13 protein-coding genes and 1 pseudogene are annotated in these 21,015 nt (G+C 47.8%); 1 reads left to right on the forward strand and 13 read right to left on the reverse strand.

Annotated elements, in window-relative coordinates; translation table 11 throughout:
- Nucleotides 1–3: 3 nt before the first annotated feature.
- The 3 genes from AWU77_RS14590 to AWU77_RS14600 form a co-directional block, all read right to left on the reverse strand.
- Entirely contained in the window at nucleotides 4–297 is a 294-nt protein-coding gene (locus AWU77_RS14590) for a type II toxin-antitoxin system RelE/ParE family toxin (RefSeq protein WP_062064763.1), read from the reverse strand.
- A 47-nt stretch (nucleotides 298–344) separates the two neighbouring features.
- Nucleotides 345–1,301 (reverse strand): DUF368 domain-containing protein, encoded by a 957-nt coding sequence (locus tag AWU77_RS14595; RefSeq protein WP_304413305.1) that lies wholly within the window; start codon nucleotides 1,299–1,301, stop codon nucleotides 345–347.
- Nucleotides 1,302–1,400: 99 nt separating this feature from the next.
- Nucleotides 1,401–2,402, reverse strand: coding sequence for an alpha/beta hydrolase (locus AWU77_RS14600; protein ID WP_202966659.1), 1,002 nt, complete (start codon nucleotides 2,400–2,402; stop codon nucleotides 1,401–1,403).
- 167 nt (nucleotides 2,403–2,569) lie between these two features.
- On the opposite strand from AWU77_RS14600, the gene AWU77_RS14605 reads away from it, so the two are divergent.
- Nucleotides 2,570–3,730, forward strand: a complete 1,161-nt coding sequence (locus AWU77_RS14605; RefSeq protein ID WP_062064768.1) for a helix-turn-helix domain-containing protein — start codon at nucleotides 2,570–2,572, stop codon at nucleotides 3,728–3,730.
- 18 nt (nucleotides 3,731–3,748) lie between these two features.
- On the opposite strand, the gene AWU77_RS14610 is transcribed toward AWU77_RS14605, so the two are convergent.
- The 10 genes and pseudogenes from AWU77_RS14610 to AWU77_RS14650 all read right to left on the reverse strand — a co-directional run bounded on the left by AWU77_RS14610 (nucleotide 3,749) and on the right by AWU77_RS14650 (nucleotide 20,783).
- Entirely contained in the window at nucleotides 3,749–5,101 is a 1,353-nt protein-coding gene (locus tag AWU77_RS14610; RefSeq protein WP_152625362.1) for an ADP-ribosylglycohydrolase family protein, read from the reverse strand.
- A gap of 107 nt (nucleotides 5,102–5,208) precedes the next feature.
- Nucleotides 5,209–7,350 carry a glycoside hydrolase family 16 protein gene (locus AWU77_RS14615; protein ID WP_084618433.1) on the reverse strand — a complete coding sequence of 714 codons (2,142 nt, stop codon included), beginning with the start codon at nucleotides 7,348–7,350 and terminating at the stop codon, nucleotides 5,209–5,211.
- Nucleotides 7,351–7,378: 28 nt separating this feature from the next.
- Nucleotides 7,379–9,931, reverse strand: a complete 2,553-nt coding sequence (locus AWU77_RS14620) for an exo 1,3/1,4-beta-D-glucan glucohydrolase (protein WP_062064772.1) — start codon at nucleotides 9,929–9,931, stop codon at nucleotides 7,379–7,381.
- Between the two features lie 516 nt (nucleotides 9,932–10,447).
- Complete coding sequence (locus AWU77_RS14625; protein ID WP_062064774.1) at nucleotides 10,448–12,037, reverse strand: tryptophan halogenase family protein; 1,590 nt, start codon at nucleotides 12,035–12,037, stop codon at nucleotides 10,448–10,450.
- A 48-nt stretch (nucleotides 12,038–12,085) separates the two neighbouring features.
- Nucleotides 12,086–13,573: a tryptophan halogenase family protein gene (locus tag AWU77_RS14630; protein ID WP_062064776.1), complete on the reverse strand. Its 1,488-nt coding sequence runs from the start codon at nucleotides 13,571–13,573 to the stop codon at nucleotides 12,086–12,088.
- 24 nt (nucleotides 13,574–13,597) lie between these two features.
- A complete protein-coding gene (locus tag AWU77_RS20775) occupies nucleotides 13,598–14,269 on the reverse strand; it encodes a DUF6445 family protein (RefSeq protein WP_238582452.1) in 672 nt (223 codons plus the stop codon).
- A gap of 78 nt (nucleotides 14,270–14,347) precedes the next feature.
- A pseudogene (locus AWU77_RS14635) lies at nucleotides 14,348–15,820 on the reverse strand (tryptophan halogenase family protein); the annotation flags it as partial.
- Nucleotides 15,821–15,832: 12 nt separating this feature from the next.
- The gene (locus tag AWU77_RS14640) at nucleotides 15,833–16,858 is read right to left on the reverse strand and encodes a cupin-like domain-containing protein (RefSeq protein ID WP_062064778.1); all 1,026 of its coding nucleotides are present in this window, start codon (nucleotides 16,856–16,858) and stop codon (nucleotides 15,833–15,835) included.
- A 31-nt stretch (nucleotides 16,859–16,889) separates the two neighbouring features.
- Nucleotides 16,890–17,627, reverse strand: a complete 738-nt coding sequence (locus AWU77_RS14645) for a SapC family protein (RefSeq protein WP_062064780.1) — start codon at nucleotides 17,625–17,627, stop codon at nucleotides 16,890–16,892.
- A gap of 102 nt (nucleotides 17,628–17,729) precedes the next feature.
- Nucleotides 17,730–20,783, reverse strand: coding sequence for a TonB-dependent receptor (locus AWU77_RS14650; RefSeq protein WP_084618437.1), 3,054 nt, complete (start codon nucleotides 20,781–20,783; stop codon nucleotides 17,730–17,732).
- Nucleotides 20,784–21,015 lie beyond the last annotated feature (232 nt).

Consider the following 21,015-nt stretch of genomic DNA (forward strand, 5'->3'; position numbering starts at 1 on the left):
CCTCTAGTGATAATCAACTATTTCGACCTCTTCAACACCGGCGTCAGTCCAGCGAAAACAGATTCGATATTGCTCGTTAATACGTATGCTGTACTGCCCTTTACGATTCCCCAATAAAGCCTCTAGTTTATTGCCCGGAGGAATTTTTAAATCATCCAGATACGCAGCGGAATCAAGCAAATCGAGCTTTCTAGCCGCAATACGCCAAAGCGTTTGAGGGCAAGCTTTGCGCGCCAATTTTGAGTCGATACCATTAAAGATATCCTCAGTGGCTTTGTCCTTGAAAGAGTTAATCATGCTATAACGGTATCACGGCTATCATGCTATTTCAATTTTCTCTAATCTTAAACCGCAGCGGGCTTTTTCATCCAACCCGCTACCACTTCCACCCCCACCACTAACAACACACCCGCCAAGGCGCAGGCGATGGCGGCGATCAGCATGGGGTCATTGCCGGTGAGCTGGGCAAAATGTGCAGGGCTGACACTCGCCTGCTGCAACACCACGGTTTCGCCGTGGCGATTGAGTGCGGTCTGCAGCACTTCTTTCCAAGGCCAGGTGACGTAGAGCGAACCCACCAAAAAGCCAATCAACGTGGCCAAAGTCGTAGCATGATAGCTGGAAAGCAGCCAAGAGAGAAAACGAGAAAAAACCACCAATCCACATATACAACCAGCAATAAAAGAGGCGAGCGCTATAAAATCCCAGTTATTCACCGCATCAAGCATAACCGGATACAAACCTACCAAGAGCAGGATAAAACTGCCTGACACCCCCGGTAGAATCATGGCACAAATAGCGACAAAACCACCCAAAAATAAAACCCACCAATAACCGGGCAATTGTGCGGGAGCAGAAAGTGAAATCACCAACACCACCAACACACCCAACAATAGAGCAATCCACTGCGGCAACCGCCAATGAGGTTGCTGCTTAGCAAGTAGATAGATCGAAGCGAGAATCAAGCCGGTAAAAAATGCCCAGACTAAAATCGGATAGGTTTCTAACGCCAAGGTAATCACAAGCGCGAAGGTTTTCACACTAATCAAAATACCGCCAAACACCGCCAGTAAAAAATTGCCGTTGATGTACTGCCAGGTTTTGACCAGACCATCGCGCTTGAGCATGAGCAGCACGGCGGGGGTGCAGCGTTTGAGTGAATCGAGCCACTCGTCGTAAATACCGGTAATAAACGCGATAGTGCCCCCAGACACGCCGGGCACTACATCGGCGGCGCCCATACACAGGCCTTTCAGCATAATGAGTAGATAATCTTTAATGGTGCGATTGGGCTGATGCAAAACAAGCTCCTTTTCTACAGGGATCTGCAGAGCGATGAAAGGAAAAGAGGGAAATAAAGACTGGCGCGAGTGTGCCTGATACCCACGCCGATCGACAAGTCACTTGCCGAAGAAGTGGCGACTAATCGCACCAAACACTGGCGCACGCAACTCATCTGTTTCATTCACTAACTGATGGCCTGCGCCAGGAACCATCGCGATTTGAGCATTGGGCAAAACACGCTGAATCTGCCGCAGGTTATAGCGCCAGGTGACGGTCATATCTTCATCCCCTTGCACCACCAACACTGGCTGCGACAAAGGTGGAAATTGGCGGAACTGTTTATCCCACTCTTTCATAGCGCTCACCCAGCGCACCGACAAGGTGGGCGATTGCAAGCAGTCCTGCGCATCAACAAAACGGTTGAAGCGCTCATCGTGTGAACTGTGCGAACGGCCACGGGGCAAGCGCTTGATAAAACGATGTACCAGCGCGTACAACAAACGGCCTGAATAACGCCAACCTCTGGGCAAAATCAAAGGCGCGCACAGGGCGATGTGGGTTAATAAAGGCTCAGTACGCAACGCGTCATAGCGCCAGAGATAATTTAGCAGCACCGAGCCACCGGTACTCTGCCCCACGGCAAAATAAGGTGCAGGCAAGAGTTTCTGCGCCGCCAGTAACAGCGCATCCAACACATCGGCATACTGATTAAACGAATCAATCGCCACTTGTTCGCCACTGCTCAAACCATGGCCGGGCAAATCAAACGCCAGTACCGCCAAGCCATTTTCCAACCCGAATTGAATCGCATTGCCAAAAATTCCCATGTGATCATAGTAGCCGTGCACCACAATCAGGGTGCCCTTGGGATTGGCGGGCAACCAATAGTGGCTGGCGATGCGAAACCCATGGGTCTTTAGCGCACCAAACCCTTGGATGACATTGGGCATAGTTTTGGCAAAATTGATGCCGTAGAAGTTGAGATAGGCCTGCGCCGGCGGGCTCGCACACCAATCTGAGTCGCGCTCTAGATCAAATAAAAGATCAGGCAGCTGCGCAAGCAAAAGATCGCGCGTTGCAGTATCGAAACCAACAGAGATAGATCGGGAGTCACTCATACGGTGTTTGGGTATCCAGTAAAAAAGTGATGCAACACAAATGGCAACGAAATCACAGCGATCAGGAATTCGATGCGACACAGCCAATGCCATCCTCTATAATCCGCTAATCAACTATAAAGCCATACTAAAAAAATACATAACAATGACAGGCAGGGCTTAAACACATGCAAAAACATATTTTCAACATACACGACGTGATTCTGTTTATGACCGTCGCGGAATGTATTCTGTTGGTAATCTTTCAAGCGATACTACCGGTCAAAAATCAACTCGCCAATCGTTTATTAAGTATATTCCTGCTTTCAATTGCCATTAGTTCCGCCTGCGTTCTGGTGCTCTGGAACGATGACGTAAGACTCTTTAATTTATTTGACGAAGCCCTACTGCCCTACTTTTTGGCCACGACGCAATTACTCAAGGGGCCGATGCTACTGTTTTATGTGATTGCCCTAACGGAAGATGCGTTTCAATTTAGCCGACGCCACCTGCCGCACTTGGCTCCAATTGCGCTCGCACTAGTCTGGTTACTCGTGTTTCAAATCGATAGTTCTGATCTGCGCTTTAAAACGCCGGGGCAAACTGAAACAGAGCGGCAACTTGCCAATTCTGTTTGGCACTTTATTAAAATAATGCCGTTCTTTTACGCCCTCGCCGCTGCCAATCGCGTGCGTTTATACCGGATTAGCTTGCACAATCAATACTCCAATTTTTCACCCACTGAACCCACTTGGCTAAATATGTTGAGCCTGGGCTTTTTGTTTACCTGGAGTTTTTCCATTCTCGTGCATGTTATTGCCAATACAGTAGCCTTGGGTGCACCGGAGATAGCCGACTTATTTGGCATCACTGAAAACTACATTATTTTTATTTTGATCAATGCGCTGTTTATCAACAGTGTGGTACACACCCATAAACTGCTCACCACCAAGCCAGAAGCAGCCAAAGACAAAACCGACGAAAAATTAACCGACTCAGCAATCGAAAAGGTTCAGCTGGGCATGCAAGTGCAGAAGTTATTTTTAAAACAAAACCTCAATATCGAAGAATTTTCCAAGCGCATCAACCTGCCAGTAAAAGAAGTGTCCGCAGTGATCAACAAACACTATGGCACCAACTTTTTTGAATTTATGAACAGCTACCGAGTTGAAGAAGCGAAACGTCTGCTGGGGGATGCACAACATGCGGATATGACAGTAATGGACGTATTGTTACATGCGGGCTTTAACAGTAAATCGGCATTTCATCGTTTCTTTAATCGCTTGGTGGGCATGTCGCCAACTGAGTTTCGTAAGCAGCAATTGCACTCGGAGAAGGCTGCCCATTAAGGCGGCTCTTCTCTCCGCCTAAGGGTAAAGCGGAATCACCCACCTATCATCATCGGGATTTATCCGCCCGCCTATCAACTGAACCACCACTTTATCCACAATCGCGACGCCGTCATCTGCCATATTTTCAAACGTATCTATGCCATTGTTTGGGAAATTCTTGCGCGTGCGATGAATATTAAAGCGGTTGGAAAAGGTTTTTCCAAACGCCTCTTCTATCGCATTTTTTCCGTGCATAAAACCCAGTAAACCACCCCAGGTCGCGGTTGGATTATCGGAATCCCAACCCATCAGTGCACCGATTTTTATGGTCTGTTTTAAATCGCCTTCACCATAAAATAGACTCACCAAACTCGCAGCGAAATTAATTCCGGCAGCAAAACAACCGTTGCAATATAAATTGCGTGAACTGATGGTGTAGCCGTCTAATTGTTGTACTTGGTAGCGCTGATAAATGGCATCGCGGGTTTTTTCCCAGGGAGTATTCGCCAGATACAATGCTTTGACATAATCGTACATGGCGGCAGGATATTGATCATCGGGTAGTTGCTTGCGCGCCTGCTCTGCCATCCAGTTAAGTTGCTCCGCCATCGGCAGGGTTTTATCCACTGCCGAGGCAAGGGAATACATTGCGATATAAAAGCGTGCGATATCAGCTGCCTCTTTGTCTGCCACAGTACGTACAGGCAAGTCGCTTAACTGCAATGCAACATCAGGCCTTGCAGGCGCAAAAAATCCGAAAATTTCTGTCGTGAGTTGTGCATCGATCATATCGTAGTGAGGGTTCAAGCTCTGACTACCGGTGAGCGGAGGAAGAACGCCTTCATACATAAGGTCTAGCGCCTTTTGATTGGACACCCATAAAAAGTTTTCATAATTACCTTCAGGATCGCGACCAAAGGGTGTTGGCTCAGCAGCAGAATAAATGTGCGTCATCCAACCGGTACGAATTTGCTCCGATGTTAACAACACCGACTCACTATTTTTTAATAAATATTGATAAATGTATTCAATGTCGGTGTCGTCATCACTGCCCCAAATACCATCGGGTTTGACCGTGACAAAATCGATAGTCGCCGACAGATCACTCGGCACGCCCTGCCCCCAAATACTCGGTTGATCTGGCTTGCCCCAGTCATTGCGCGTATAAAATTCTCCGGTTTTTATCTCGCCAATATTGCCAATCTTATCCATCTCCGTGACCAGCCCAGTCCAATTGGCGATACATTGCCCCAACCAAAAGCCATAGAGTGCATCGCGATACTCAGCGCGCGACAGCGTAATTGTTTTTGGTGTTTCAGTTGCGTTTTTATTAGCACTGACACACCCACTTAAGAGAAATACAAACAATAGAAAATTCACTAAACGCATAACGTCATTATCCCTTCCATGCATTATTTACTGCACTTAATTGCGATACAAAAAAGCCGGGAATGTCCCGGCTTTAAAGCAACCTATGGTTTTTGTAGCGCGTATGTTTATTCAGTTTCCAAACGAACATTATCAAAGGAAACATCAATGGCACCCGATGGTTCTACTACAAATAAATTGGTGATAGCGTTTAGTTTGGCGATACCAGGGCAGCAGGCAACTGAATTACCACGAGCGATTAACTCAGCTACGCCAATACTGTATGAAGTCCAGACACCATTGGCAGGCAGCGGCACACTGACGTCACTCACATTGGGCCAGCCGCTATCCATTTTAATTAACAATGCAGTGCCTTCGGCCTTGCTATTGACTTTAAAATCAAATTTTAATTTTCCCTGCGCGCTCCATTTGGTCAAGTTGACGGGATTGGAAATTACGTTAAAAAACACATTGCCATCGGTGCCGGTTTTTACCACGTTAAATACTTTTCCGCGTCCAGCTTCGTCTTTTTCAGATGAACTGATATGGCCACTGGGGTTATAGCTTTGCACTTGCAAACCCTCACCAATTGCATCGCCATAGGCGGTGAATAATGGCAGAGCGGCAAATTCAGTACCGCCACCGGTAGCAGCTTTTCCTTCCAGACGAATATTATCCAGCGAAACATTCATCGCTGCCGATGGATCGACAACAAAACTGTTCACCACCGAAGTCAAGGTCGCTTTTCCGCTCGCCAAGGAATTGCCGTTGGCGATTAGGTTGGCAAGAGTGATGCGAAATTCTTTCCACACTCCCAGTTCAGCAACAGGCACACTTACATCACTCACATTGGGCCAACCGCTATCAATTTTCACCAATAACTTTGCGCCATCAGCTTTGCTATTTACCTTGTAATCAAAAACAATTTCGCTATCGGTTGACCAATTGCTCATATCGGCAGGGTCGCCTTTAATTTTGAAATACACATTACCGTTAGCGCCGGTTTTTACCACACTCCATACATTGCCCCGGCCAGCTTCTTCCACTTGTGAATGGCTGATGGCGCCATCGGGATTGTAGGAATCAAATTGCAATACACTCGCCAGCGCATTGTCGTACATCAAAAATAATGGTGGCTCTGGCAATTTCACCGCGCCAATTACCGGGCGCTGATGACCGGCAACAATTTCAGCATTGGCATCAATCGTGGCGCAGCCTTTACCGGTTATAGGTGAACCAGTGCATTCATACACGCGCACAAAATCCACCAACATTTTTTGCGGGAATACGGATTCATCGATACCCTTATTATTCACGTTACCGGCCCAGCTGCCGCCAACCGCCAGGTTTAATAACAGATGAAATTTTGAATAGCGATCAAACGGCGCGCCCAAAGGCGCATCCTTTAATACACCGTCTTGCATATATTGCCCATACCAACCGGTTTCGCGTTGGGTGGCAAAATGTACATTGTCCACATACCAACGAATTTCGCCTTCTTCCCATTCAACCGCATAGGTGTGGAAATCGTCAGCAGGGTTAGCCTTATTCGGCAATTTATAAGCTGCACCGGAATTTACATTGCCCGGCCAATTGCGACCAAAATGCAAGGTGCCGTGTACATTGGCTTCCGGTTCGCTGCCATTAGTTACTACCTTTAAATTGACCGCTTCCATAATGTCGATTTCACCGCTAGACGCCCAGGTGCCATAAGGCGAGTTGGTCGGCAACATCCAAATCGCGGGCCAGGTACCTTGGCCTGCCGGTAATTTTGCGCGAATTTCAAAGCGACCAAAGGTCCACTCTTTAATATTTTTGGTGCGCAAACGCGCCGAGGTATAAGGCAGGGTTTTAGTGCTCGGGCTGTCACCTTCCGGTGAATCGGAACCGGTAAAATCTTCGCGTTGGGCAACAATATTCAACACACCATCGGCAACGTAAGCGTTGGTCGCGCGATCGGTGTAACACTGCTGTTCGTTATTACCACCGCCCCAGCAATTTTTTTCAAAATTCCATTTGCTGGTATCAATACTGGCACCATCAAATTCATCGCTCCACACCAACTTCCATTCAGCGGTAGCCGGTGCAGATGAACTGCTCGCTGCGGTTGAAGATGGCGCTACCGATGAAAGTGCTGCGGAGGAAAGCGCCGCACTGGATTTATTGTTGCCGCCGCCACCCGAACCACCACAGCCAGCCAAACTGACCAACGCAATAGCCGCGCAGATTTTTGTTAACAGGGGTTTAACGCTGAGCTCGTGATTTTTCATAATTACCTCTATTGTTATTGTTGAAAAATTATTCGGCGCAGGCTTGAGCCGTTGCGTTTTTCTCGATGCGTACATTGTAAATAGATACATCCAAGCTACCCGCCGTACTCAACATAAAGGGTGCCAGCACCATATCCATTTTCACGCGTTTTTTCGCGAAGCATTCAAGTGCAATACCGACACTTATCCACTCACCCGGATTTGCAGCATTTAATTGCTCAGTAATTGCAATCTCGCCACCACAATCACTACCGCAATACATACCCAGGTTCACGTCTGCATTAGGTTTGCTATTTACTTTCACATCAAATATCAGCGCACCTTTACTTTCGGCATAGGCAGAAAAGTCAGTTCGGGTAGTAGAACCTAAGGTCACTGTCGCTTTGGCTGAGCCATCAAACTGCAAACGGCGGGTATCTTCCTGCACCTGTTTATCTTCAGAGGAGACAATCACTGCACCCAATTCACCGCGACTAGTGGTGACCGGCAACATGTTGTTCATATGATCAAGCAAAACTAACGCCCAGGGATTCAGCACTCGCTGATTAAAAATCGATGCAACATCAGGCGTGTTAGTCGCAATCGCTTGCGCAGCAGTTTCATCGAGCAAACCGGTTTCGATTTTATCGCTGTAGGTTAGACCAAAATCATAGGCAAATTGTGGTTGATAATCTTCATCACCCACATTCAACGGCGACTGCGTCGGCGATGATGGCCAAGAGAAAGGCAACTTACCTTTCACATCAAAATTCACTGAGCCATCTTTTTTGCTGAGCACCACATCGGCAATACCAACACCTTCTGAGCCAGGCAGCCAAACTACGGCAAACGCATCAGAGGCATTGATAAAATTGTTGGCCCAGAGTGGGCGGCCAGTGATAAACAATGAAACCACTTTGATACCGTCGGCTTTTAATTTTTTTAGCAGCGCGAGATTGGTTTCATCTTTATAAATTAATGCACCTACATCACCTTGCATTTCCGCGTAGGGATCTTCACCGAATACTACAAAGGCCACATCGGGTTTTTCACTGTAGCTACCATCCACACTCAACACGGCTGAACCACCGGCCGCTTTTGCTGCATCGGCAATACCCTGATAAATAGACGTGCCACCGGGGAAGTCCGCATTCACATTACCGGTACCCTGCCAGGTGATGCTCCAACCGCCGGATTGTTTGCCGATATTGTCAGCGCCATCACCCGCCACCAAAATTTTACTGCTCGCATTGACCGGTAAGGTTTGCCCATTATTTTTTAACAACACAATGGATTCACGCACCGCTTGACGTGCGACTGCGCGATGCTCAGGCGAGCCAATCACTTCGCGTTTACCCGCCAATTCACGGGTAGAGGGCGCGCCTTTTTCAAATAAACCAGCGCGCAATTTCACCCGTAAAATGCGCGACACTGCGTCATCCAACCGCGCCATGGAAATCTCGCCACTTTTCACTTGCGCGAGAGTGTTGTGATACAACTCTTTCCAATTCGCGTCTGGCGCCATAAAAATATCCAGACCGGCGTTGATGGATTGCGGGCAACTCACCGGCGTACAGCCGGGTACAAATGCATGACCCGCCCAATCGCCGACCACTAAACCATCAAAACCCATTTGGGTTTTTAATTGATCGGTAAGCAAATATTTGTTGCCGTGCATTTTGGTGCCCTGCCAACTACTGAAGGAGGCCATCACCGTTTGCGCACCTGCCGCCAGTGCAGTTTCATAACCCGCGTTGTGAATTCGCACCAAGTCTGCTTCGCTGATTTTCGCATCGCCGCGATCTTGACCACCTTCGGTGCCACCATCGGCAAGAAAATGTTTTGCTGTAGCGATTACATGGTGTTCGCTGAGCAAATCCTTACCGGCAATACCCTGCAAACCTTCCACCATCGCACCGCCGTAGGATTTCACCACCGCTGGATCTTCGGAATAGGATTCGTAAGTGCGCCCCCAGCGATCATCGCGCACTACCGCAAGGGTCGGCGCAAAACTCCAATCTATGCCAGTCACCGCAATTTCAGCAGCTGTTGCCGCGCCGATTTGGCGAATCAAATCCGGATTGCGCGCAGCACCTAACCCGATGTTGTGCGGGAATAACGTTGCACCAATAATATTATTGTGGCCGTGCACTGCATCGGTTCCCCACATGACTGGCACTGGCACACGGCCACCCTCGGTGCTCATGGAGGCGTGATAAAAACCATCGGCCAGTGCAAGCCAATCTTCCACTTTCGCGTGTTTGTTTTCGCCGGGGAACGAGCCGCCGCCATTCAAAATCGAACCGACTGAATACTCAGTGATATCCGCCGGTGTCACCTGACGCAATTCCGGCTGAATCAGTTGTCCCACTTTTTGCTCAAGGGTCAATTGCCCGAGCAGCTCGGTAATTTTTGCTTCAATAGCCGGATCTTTTTTAACCGCACTTTGCACTTGTGGCCAGAGAGATGCTTCCGTTGTTGCAGCTGAATTGTTTGCTGTACTGTCGGCTGCCTCGTTAGATTTTTTATCGCAACCGCTCAACACGGCTAGCACGGCCAAACTGCAGGCAGCTAAAGCGCCCGGTCTATACAAATTAGGCATAAATTACCTCGCCATTAAAACTGTAGTTGTAAGAATATTGTTGTTGTCAGAGTCAGGGTCACAGGTTGATTGGAAAATAAAAAACAACTGCTGATGTAAAAAAGCCCCCGCTTTCTGCTGAGAGGAAGAACGCGGGGGCTAAGCAAGGAGAGCTAACAAGTACAGATAGGGTTGGCATTGTGTACCTAGCCATGCTTGCTAACACCCATGGGGACCTGACATCACCCAGGGGTTCATCTGCTGAAAACACACATCAGCAACAACTCTTGATTGGCTCAACCACGGGCACAAGCAAGACTTGATGAACCCATAGTGACATTAGCGGGATTAAGCGTCGTCCCACTTTCATCATTAACGAAACATGGGGCGATCCACTTTATTGCAGGAGAGATTCTGACAACCGGGTATAGGGATCGTGTTTAAATATTTAGCCGAACGCGTCTATTTGCAAAAAGTGAGACAACACCGGCGTTAGCATGCAATAGATTTGCTGTATCGCGCCGCAACGTACACCGGTTAAATTTTCTGAAAACTAAACTCACCCAGCTTACTTAATAGATAACGATTGGTTGGAAGATTGGCCACCGCAACACTGGTCTTTTTCACTGTTTCATTAAATAACCGATTGGCTGCATTGGTTTCCGCTTGCGCAGCGCGCTTAGCCAAAGCGCGAGGCAAAGTATTAAAACCCATGCCGTAGAGAACATACTGGTAACTCGCCCAGGGAAACATTTCGTCGCCGCGAATATCATGTTTCCAAGGCACCTGATAACGCCACAACTCTAGCTGCTCGCGCAACCCATCTGGCATGGTTGTTGGATTACAGTGATCGCGCCAATATTCAGTGTCACGCCGCTCACTTAGCACATAGTGTAATTTGAGGAACTCAATAATTCGCTGCCAATTGCCCGCGAATTTGTTATTAAAGCGCTTCGCGGTAATGTCCATCACCGCGCGATTTGCAGGCAATTGCTCACTAATCGTTTGCGCGGATAACTCAATTAATACCAATGCAGTCGCCTCTAAAGGCTCAATAAAACCCGCAGCAATTCCCACTGCAACACAGTTTTTATGCCAGAATTTTGCGCGATAGCCCGGCGTAAAGCTCAATTTACGCGGCGTAATATTAGCGGCGGCCGCTTTACCAATAGACGCCTCAAGATACACACGCAGATTTTTTTCGACTTCGTCGTCTTGGGTGTGAGCACTTGAAAATACATGCCCCACACCGCGACGAGTAGGTAAACCTATATCCCAAATCCAACCACTATCTTGTGCAGTTGATAAGGTACAAGAGGCTATGGGTTCATCGGGATTGGAGTAGGGAATCTGCACCGCTAATGCACTATCGTTAAACAGTATATGGCTCTGTTCAACCAGTGGAATTTGATAATGCTCGCCGATTAAGCGCGAGGCAAAACCAGTGCAATCGATAAACAAATCGCCGTTTATCTCACCATTTATTTTAGTGATTAGCGCCGATATATCGCCTTTTTCGCCACTATTAACGCCTGTGACATGATCAATTAAATGCGTGACGCCAAGCTTATCAATACAATGCTTTTGTAAAAATTGCGAAAATTTTCCAGCATTCAAGTGATATCCGTAATTTACATTGCCTGCAAATTCCGGCGTGGTTAATTGTTTGGGCGCAAGGTAGCGATCGGATAAATGACTTTGGGCACAGACCGCATCAGCAAAACTAATTGTCTCGCGAAATGGCAGCCAATGAGCAGCGAGATTAATGTCATTATTGCCCTCGGGTAAGGTGAACGGGTGATAGTAGAACTCTTCGCCCGGCCTGGACCAACCAATAAATTTAGAGCCCTGTTTAAAACTGGCATCACACTCGCGAATAAAATCAGTTTCTGAAACACCCATTTTTTTCAGCGTATTACGCATTGAGGGCCAGGTTCCCTCCCCCACACCAATAGTGGCTACATCGGGTGATTCAATTACTACCAGCTCTATGCCATTGTGCTTATCAACCAAATGCTCTGCCGCAATAATTCCCGCCGTTAACCAACCCGCAGCCCCGCCACCCACAATAACTATTTTTTTTAGTGGCTGAGCATTCAACGTAGAAATAGAATTTTCATTGGCCATTAACAACTCACATCTCGCTAGTATTTTGTAGAAACAATTATTGCACTGTTATTTTTGCACCGCGCAGTAATGCGCAATAAAGTCGGCGTGCAAGGGCAACTGCCCCACTCGGTTGCGTGTTGACTCGCGTATTTTAGCTAAAAATGATGCGAGTTCACCGCTGGGCATAGCATCGGCAAAAGGGTGATGTGCGGCGGGTACAATCCCCTGCCCCAGCATAACTTGAATCCAGGATTCCTCGCCGAACAATTCACTATCACCTTTAAATACGCGCCCGGTTTTTTTAAACAATTCAATTCTTCGGCGCAGCGATTCAGGTAATTCCATAGTGCGGCAGTGTTGCCAAAAGGCGCTATCATTGCGCTCAGTGACACAGTAATGAAGGATAATAAAATCCCGAATACGCTCCACTTCAAGCGAGGTCTGTGCATTAAACTCATCAACACTATCTTGCAAAATTTCTTCGCTCGGGAACAGCTGCAACAGCCGCAACACACTGCGCTGAATCATATGGATACTGGTGGATTCAAGCGGCTCAAGAAAACCACTGGCCAACCCCAGCGCAACACAATTTTTATTCCAGTGTTTGGTGCGCGTGCCAGTGCGAAATTGTATTACTCGCGGCGTGTTTAAGGGTTCACCCTCAATGCTGTTTAATAATTTTTCTGTGGCTTGTTCATCGGTGAGATAGCGGCTGCAATAAACCAATCCGTTTCCAACTCGATGCTGAAGCGGAATGCGCCAGCGCCAACCCGCCTCATGCGCGATTGCACGAGTGTAGGGAATAGGTTCACCAACGGCTTCAGTTTGCACCGCAACAGCTCGATCACACGGTAACCAATGGCTCCAATCAATAAAGCCTGTATGCAGAGTCTGCTCAATTAATAGGGCGCGAAACCCGGTGCAATCGATAAATAAATCGCCATTCACAACGTTCCCTGATTCCAGCACCAACTCTTTAATAAAGCCATTGTGAACATGTGTATTAACCTGAGCAATTTTTCCTTCGATACGCTGCACGCCACGTTTTTCACTGTGGGTGCGGAGCAATTTTGCGTAGCAGCCTGCATCAAAATGGTATGCGTAGTTCAAATTAGCAGAGGGCAAAATTGCAAATTTATTTAACCTTGCTGCTAAATGCTCCACACAATAATCACCATAAGGGATATTAATGCCCTGCCGTAATCCAGCCAGCCAAAAATTTACAAAGCCACAGGCATAGCTGTCTTTTCCTGCCCAGCCAAAAGAGTGAATATATTGGTCGCCTTGCTCGCGCCAATTTTCAAATTGAATACCGAGTTTAAACGTGCCCTTTACCGATGCTAAAAATTCGCGCTCATCCAACTCCAAAATCTTATGCAGGCTCAGCAGCGGTGGAATAGTCGCCTCGCCCACACCAACAGTGGGAATATCATCTGACTCAATCAAACAGATTTCCAACTTGTGACCAAATGCTTTGGATAGGGTCGCAGCAGCAATCCAACCCGCCGTTCCGCCGCCGGCTATTACCACCTTTTTCACTGCATCTGTTTTCACATTACACCTCAATCAATGAGCGATTTATTCAAAATCGATAAAAATATTGGCGGTTAATCGCCCAGAAACCAAATCGCCACTGATATCCTGCTGCGGAGAAATAAGACCAGAGTGCAATAAATTACCAGGGTAAATTGCCAACCGATTGGGCAAATAATCTATTTCATGGTAGAGGTCATAATTAGGATTATCGCGACCAATATAGGATTTTTCTGGTTCTCCGACGCGACGAATAAAATCATTCGCAATACTGAAATAGCGCTCCTTATCGGCCTCATCCACTCGCTCGAGTTGCGAGGGAGCATGCCGAAAGAAACCAGTGCCGCCGTGTTTACCCTCAGCCAAATAATGTAAAACAGCAAAGGAATATGGGCTGGGCTTGTCAAAATGCGGAATGCGCTGCAGCAACCCCAAAGTACTGGCCGGCTGAGTTACTAACGAGTAACAGGCTTGGGTGACTTTTAACTTCATTTCGGCGGGAATACCGTAGACTTCTTGAAGCCTTTTTCCGATAAGTGCCACCACGGAGTTAATGTAATCCACTGGCAAGGGCGCACGAATACCGGGATATAAATTTGCTTCATCATGGGTAAAGCGCACACTCGCGGCAGCTGCGCGTATTGATTTGCCTTGGTCGCGCGCAAAATCATCGATAACAATAATAGGCGTTTTGCTATTACCAATTTGATACAGCATGGGTTTGGCCAGTGGATTCACAGAAAAATCTGCAGCCAATTGTTCGGCATTATCCGCCGCCGCTGACGTTAGCGAAGGACAATAACTTTTTACAAATTCCTTATGGTAGGGAAGCTCATCTACCGATTGTTTTACTTGCAGCCGGATTCGCTCTAGAAAACCGTTTAACTCAGCATCTGTCATTAAATCAACAATAGGGTGATAAGACTCGGGCATGAGCCCCTGCCCCAACATAACTTGCACCCAGGATGATTCACTGAAAAGATCGGCTCCATATTTATAGACGCGCCCAGTTTCACGGAAATGCTGCAATCGATGTGCGAGCGATTCGGGCACGGTCATTGCGCTACAGTAGCGCCAAAATTTGGAGTCAGTACGCTCGGTTACGTGATAATGCAGAATAATAAAATCGCGAATATTTTCCATTTCTTGACGCGTCTGTTCATTAAACTCGTCAATGTCGGACTGGTGTACAGCACCCGCCGGAAATAATTGCATCAAGCGAATGATACTGCGCTGAATTAAATGAATACTGGTGGATTCAAGTGGCTCAATAAAACCTGCCGACAAACCTATCGCAACACAGTTTTTATTCCAGTGTTTACGGCGACTTCCCGTTCTAAAGGCAATCACCCGCGGCTTGGTGAGCATTTCACCTTCAATATTGGCGGTAAGTGTTGCGATGGCCTCTTCGTCTGACCAGTAGCGACTACAAAAAACCAGACCATTGCCAGTGCGCGTTTGCAATGGAATGCGCCACTGCCAACCCGACTCATGCGCAATTGAGCGAGTGTAAGGTAGAAATTCACCGGTGGATTCTGTTTGCACCGCGATTGCGCGATCACATGGCAACCAATGCGACCAGTCTTCGTAGCCTGTGTGTAAGGCTTTTTCGATTAACAATCCAGTAAAACCCGTGCAATCGACAAATAAATCTCCCGCCAAAATGGCACCCGATTCAAGCACTAGAGATTCGATAAATCCATTGTCTTCACGCAAGCGAACATCGGCAATTTTACCTTCGACCCGCGTTACGCCATGTTGCGCGGAAAATTCACGCAGATATTTTGCATAGAGCGTCGCATCCATATGATAGGCGTGATTGCGCTCCTGATTCGGGTAGGTCGCAAATTTATGCTCGCGCGCCGCAAGATGTTCTGTACAGTAATCACCAATCGGTGCCGCGATCCCCATGCGGGATCCTTTCAACCAAAAATGATGGAATTTCGCTGCCCAACAATCCTTACCCAAAAATCCGAATGAATGAAGGTAATCCTCATTTTTATCGCGCCAATTTTCAAATGAAATTCCTAATTTGAATGTGGCGTTGGTAGCCGCCATTATTTCACTTTCTTTCAGTCCGAGTAATTGATGAAAAATATGCAGGGTGGGAATTGTTGCTTCACCTACACCCACAGTACCTATCTCATCGGATTCCACCAGCGTAATCGCCAGATTTTTACCCAGCAATTTAGAAAGAGCTGCTGCGGTCATCCACCCTGCTGTTCCACCACCGGCGATGACGACACGCTGTTTTTTTAATTCAGTCATCATAACTACTCATTAAATATTGAGACGTTTAAGCAAATCGGCGCGCAGTTTTCTCGCCTCCAACTCTGACATAGGTATATCCAGCATCGCACGAACATGTTCCGGTAGATTACGCAGATCAGTTTCATCCCGCTCAAAAACATAGTAATCAAATATACTTTTCCACGCCTGGCGCTGTTCAAACGACAGATTGCGCAAACTCATTATTGCATGTAATAGCGCATTGGTTGGCCGCCCCAAATAGGCGGGCGACTCTCGCCACCAATGGGTATATAAAATATTAATTGCGTCCAAACCCTCAACGTGATGCCACCACATGCCGGGCAAAAATAGTGCATCACCCGGCGTTAATTCTGCGACAAAGGCATTTGCCATGGCTTCGGAAAATTTAGGGAAGCGCTCAAGATCCGGCTCGGCAAAATCCACCAAACTGATTTCTTGTCCACCGGGCGCGAACTCCAATGGCCCGGGATAAAGATTGGCAATTTGCTCTGGCGGAAACAAAGTGAAGCGCCTGCGCCCAGTCACACAGCAGGCCAAATTATTGGGGAAATCATAGTGCGCCGCGATGCGCGAGCGATTGCCCGCCCACAATAATTTGATGGGGCTTAACCCATCCAATCCCGCATTATTCGCCTGCGCAAGGCCCGGAAACCACTGCGCCGTATCCGTAGAGGGAATGTAAAGTGTTGGCGCACCGTCATTGTATTGTTGTGCGAGTAATTCCTGCACGAATACCGCAAGCGGCTCCCGCTTCGCAATAAAGTTAAAAGCCGTCATGTCGCTATTATAAAAAATGCGACCTTTGGTTTCTGAGTCACCATAACAGGTAGTGAGCGGCACACCTGAATAGAATTCGCCGAGGTATTCAAGCGCCTTTTGACCCGATAATTTCCCGGCTTGCACCAAAGGCCATGAATTGCCGAACCCTGGAAGCAGGGTTGGCTGGGATAACCCGGATAAAACATCTTGAATATTCCCGGGGTGATACCCATTCAATACAGCGACTTCCTTGGGCATAGGCAACACGGGCTTCATAAGCATTTTCTCTTTTTAGTTGCCGCGACAGTCACGCATTGCGCGCCTGAATCAAACGATTTTTTTGCTCGATTAAAAAACTCACTCGCGCGTGAGAGCCAAGAATCATATAGATAGCTTCCAAATATCCGCCGCGATACAGCTTGATAATGGCTTCGTCGGACAAGGTTTTTAATTTTTCTTCGTTGATGGTGTAAAAACCAATCAGTTGATGAGCAGAGCCATCATTCAAGGTAACCGATAGTGTAAAAGGCTCTAACAAATCCTGTGCGAGCAGCATATTGATGAATTGCTCGGACTCAAGTAAGCCTTTGTGCAGGGTTTCTAACACACCGGCCACGCGATCAAGATAGGCAGTATTACCACCAAATTCTTTAAACAGAGGTTCGCCGGTTGTAGTGCTGACACGATTGCTGTCCATATCAATGTGAATTACGCGGCGCGATTGCTCTTGTCCATCTTCGGTAAAATTTTGCTTACCGATTAGAAAAGGCTGGCGCAGCACACTCAACGGAATGTAATCCGCATTCCAGCCAGTGTTATCAAGAAATAAATTTTCGCCCTGCTGAAAACCAAAAAGGCTCAGTGCAAAGAATTTTGCTGTCGTAGGGTCTTTTTGAAAGAAAATAGGGTAGCAACTTTGCACCGCGCGGAATTCTTGCGGAACAATTAAGGCATACCATAAATCATCGCCGTACTCAGGCGACCGCTGGGTGATAACTTTTAAATCTTTGTGTTCAATATTGTTGAGTTGTACGTGATTTGCCATTAGCGCTCCCCTTAATTTTTATCGTGCTTATTAGAATATTCTTCAATAAAAAAGCCGCTGACTAGCAGCGGCTTTCCTTTAGCCTAAAACAGTGCTGCCAGATTAGAAGGAGTAGTTTGCTCCCACCATCCAACGTGCGCCTGTTTCAGTGTAGCTAAGAACTTGTTCACCTGAACGACCTACGACACGGTTGGCTTCGTCCGTAACGTTGATGCCCTGCAGGAATACTTGCAAGTCTTCTGTCACGTCGTAACTTACGCTCAAGTCAATCTGCGCATACTCTTCGGTGTATTGAGGGTTTGCACCAGTACCTTGGCCGCGTGAGCTGAGGAACTGATCGCGCCAGTTGTAGGCAACACGAACATTCCAGCCAAAGTTCTCATAAAACGCCACCAGGTTTGCACTGTCGCTCAAACCAAGTAATGCCTGCTGATCCGTCAACAAGAAGTTGTCATAGGTAAGGTCAGAATCAACAAGAGTGTAGTTAACCTGCCCACCAAAGCCGGTTTCACCGAACATATGTTGAACCGCGAACTCCCAACCATCGATCGAGCGCTCCTCGCTGCCATTCACGGGGGTATCCAGCTCAAAGTTCAAGAAATCATCTGCAGCTACACCGGTAATGCGTTTGGTCGTGGCGTTAACACCCTCTGAACTGGCGAGATTGTCGAAAATCCACTTGCGGATCAGACCTGCGTCAGACGAACCGGTTGCAGCGATTGCTTGATCTACTTTCGGACCTGAAGCCGGGTTGCGGATATCCCATAGCGGCGCAACAACTTTACTAGCAGAGATAAAGTTGGAGATGTCTTTTTGGAAATAACCAATCGACGCATAGCTGGTCTCGGCGAAATACCACTCTGCCGACAAATCAAAATTAACCGACTCTAATGGCTTCAAGGCTGGGTTACCGGTTGAGCCACCACCGTTATTACGGTTTGCCAGGGAGCCGACAACAGTGCCGCCCTTCAATGAGTTGTAATCTGCACGGCCAATGGTTTTGCTGGCCGCAGCCCGGAGAATCACGCCGTCCGCCACTTCCAAACTCAAATCCAGGTTAGGCAAGTAGTGATCGTAGCTGGCGGTCTTGGTCAGGAACTCGCGTTTGCCAGTTGGTTGCAGTTCAATCTCGGTATCAGCAATCCACACTGCGCCGCCGTAGGTAGCCGTGGCCGAAGTAGACTCAACGTCGGTCTCTTCATAACGTACACCCGCGTGGGCTTCAAATGGCATTGAACCGAAATCGGTTTTGAAGTTGTATTGCAAATAGAGAGCAGTAGTTGTCTCTACGGTAGTGCGGTCGGTATCGCGGTCATATTCGTCCGATGGGCAGAACACCGATGGACCGCTACCACAATCACCCACCCAAGGAGCAGCAGCCTGTGCCGCCGGGGTGTTGTAAAGTGCTTCAGCGGCTGCGCGCCCTTTTACATAATCCCAGGCAAAGAACTTATCCTGAATGTTTGCCGAGCTCAGCACAGTGCCGTCGGCTAGGGTATTGTTGGTAATAATGCCCGCATCGGTAAGCGCTTGTGCATCGCTAAAGTTGGAGAAGGAGCCGCCAAAATAGCTTCCAACACTGGCTTCAGTGCCAACAAATACACCGGCAAGATCACCGGCTTTACCGACACCGCCCCAATCGTTGCGCTGCACATTAATCGATTGGGATTGGTTAGAAATTTCAGTGGATGAAATACCGAAATTGATGCTGTTGATGTCATCAAATTCGAACTTACCTTTGGCCTGATATTGATCAACAGTAGAGTGATCTTCAGAGTTACCCACTACGCCACCAGTCACAATCATATTGGCTGGCTGCACGCCGTTCCCGCCACCTACGATCAGGGTGGGAATATCGCCAGAGAAATCGGTCGTGGCGCTGGTTCTGATAAATGCTGCGGTGGACAAGCTGGCGCTTGAACCCAAGTTGCTATCCGGTGTGCGATCCGCCTCAGATAAGGCGACATCAAAGGCAAGACTTAAACGATCACTAACATCCCACTCCAGGTTCAGACCCAGGGTATCGCCCTTAAACTTGTTGGCGTTAATGCCTGCCGCCATGGATAGATCTTGCGGAGTTGCATAGGTTTCAGAGTAGATCAGAGGTGATGACACCGGGCCATCGGTCCACACGTTTTGCGACGGAGCAAAGGTAAACCAGGCGGACACATCATTGGTTTGGCCATGAACAGTACGCTCGTACATGTCATAGTCCAAAGTCGCTTTCACGCTGTCGGTAGGCTGCCATTGCAATACCAACTGCCCATTCAAACGCTCACGCTGTTCTTCACTGAAGCGGTAGATGGTGGTTTGTGGTACAGAATAAATATCGCCTTGACCTGGACGATTAACTTGCTGGGTCTTGGGAACACCACCCCACTGCGGGTTTGCGCCTGCTGCACCACTCCAATCCTGGTCAACCGTACCTTCAAAACTGCGCCAGCCTGTGCCAACCTCAGCAACTGCACTGCCACTCTCACGCTCTTGATAAGCCGCAGAAATAGAAACACCAATTGTGTCATCGGCAAAGGTATTGGAATAAAGACCAAACACTTCCGGCGTTGCACTGCCGCTGTTAGTTGATTGGTCATCCATCATTTTTGCACTCAGAGCCACTTTCTGGCCTGGGCTGTTAAGCGGGCGCACACTTTTGATATCAACTGTGGAACCCATACCGCCGCTATCCAACATAGCGTTGCTGGTTTTTGCGATAGAAACTGCGGTTACCATTTCTGATGCGATGTTGGCAAAGTCATAGCCGCGACCGCCGGTAGTGCGCGCGATAGTGCGCCCATTTTGCGTAACCAGGTTAAAATCTGAGCCTATCCCACGTACTGTAATACGAGTACCTTCGCCGCCGGAGCGGTCAATTGACACGCCGGGTACGCGCTGTAATGACTCGGCGAGGTTAGTATCGGGGAATTTACCAATATCTTCTGCGGAAATAACATCGACCACACCTACTGCTTCACGCTTTTGATCCATCGATCTTTGCAGAGAAGCACGGATACCCGTTACCACTACCTCTTCAATTACACCATCGCCTTGAGCAAAAGTGACGTTGCTCAATCCCGCTGTCATAACCGATGCTACGGTTGTTGCGATTAGCTTCTTTTTAAAGCCCATAGACTGCTTTGTTGTTAGTGTCTTATTCATGGAGTTCTCCATTTATTTATTGGTATGAAATTATGTAATGACCTTTTAATCCACCAGCGCCCTTGGCACTGGGCGTTAAGCCTTGGCCAGAACCGCTTTTCTAGCCCAGTCATAATTACAATTGGTTCGAAAGAGTGTCGTCCCACCTTCAAAATTACCCAAACCTGAGGCTTGTCACTTTTTATCACCCTGAGTGGGAATCGATAATATTCATATATTTCAATAAGTTAAT

It is taken from the genome of Cellvibrio sp. OA-2007 (assembly GCF_000953825.1).
Taxonomy (GTDB): Bacteria; Pseudomonadota; Gammaproteobacteria; order Pseudomonadales; family Cellvibrionaceae; genus Cellvibrio.

Coding starts and splice junctions, on each gene's coding strand:
- AWU77_RS14590 (WP_062064763.1), bottom strand. CDS start 297: ATGATTAACTCTTTCAAGGACAAAGCCACTGAGGATATCTTTAATGGT.
- AWU77_RS14600 (WP_202966659.1), bottom strand. CDS start 2,402: ATGAGTGACTCCCGATCTATCTCTGTTGGTTTCGATACTGCAACGCGC.
- AWU77_RS14605 (WP_062064768.1), top strand. CDS start 2,570: ATGCAAAAACATATTTTCAACATACACGACGTGATTCTGTTTATGACC.
- AWU77_RS14610 (WP_152625362.1), bottom strand. CDS start 5,101: ATGCGTTTAGTGAATTTTCTATTGTTTGTATTTCTCTTAAGTGGGTGT.
- AWU77_RS14615 (WP_084618433.1), bottom strand. CDS start 7,350: ATGAAAAATCACGAGCTCAGCGTTAAACCCCTGTTAACAAAAATCTGC.
- AWU77_RS14620 (WP_062064772.1), bottom strand. CDS start 9,931: ATGCCTAATTTGTATAGACCGGGCGCTTTAGCTGCCTGCAGTTTGGCC.
- AWU77_RS14625 (WP_062064774.1), bottom strand. CDS start 12,037: ATGGCCAATGAAAATTCTATTTCTACGTTGAATGCTCAGCCACTAAAA.
- AWU77_RS20775 (WP_238582452.1), bottom strand. CDS start 14,269: ATGCTGTATCAAATTGGTAATAGCAAAACGCCTATTATTGTTATCGAT.
- AWU77_RS14640 (WP_062064778.1), bottom strand. CDS start 16,858: ATGAAGCCCGTGTTGCCTATGCCCAAGGAAGTCGCTGTATTGAATGGG.
- AWU77_RS14645 (WP_062064780.1), bottom strand. CDS start 17,627: ATGGCAAATCACGTACAACTCAACAATATTGAACACAAAGATTTAAAA.
- AWU77_RS14650 (WP_084618437.1), bottom strand. CDS start 20,783: ATGAATAAGACACTAACAACAAAGCAGTCTATGGGCTTTAAAAAGAAG.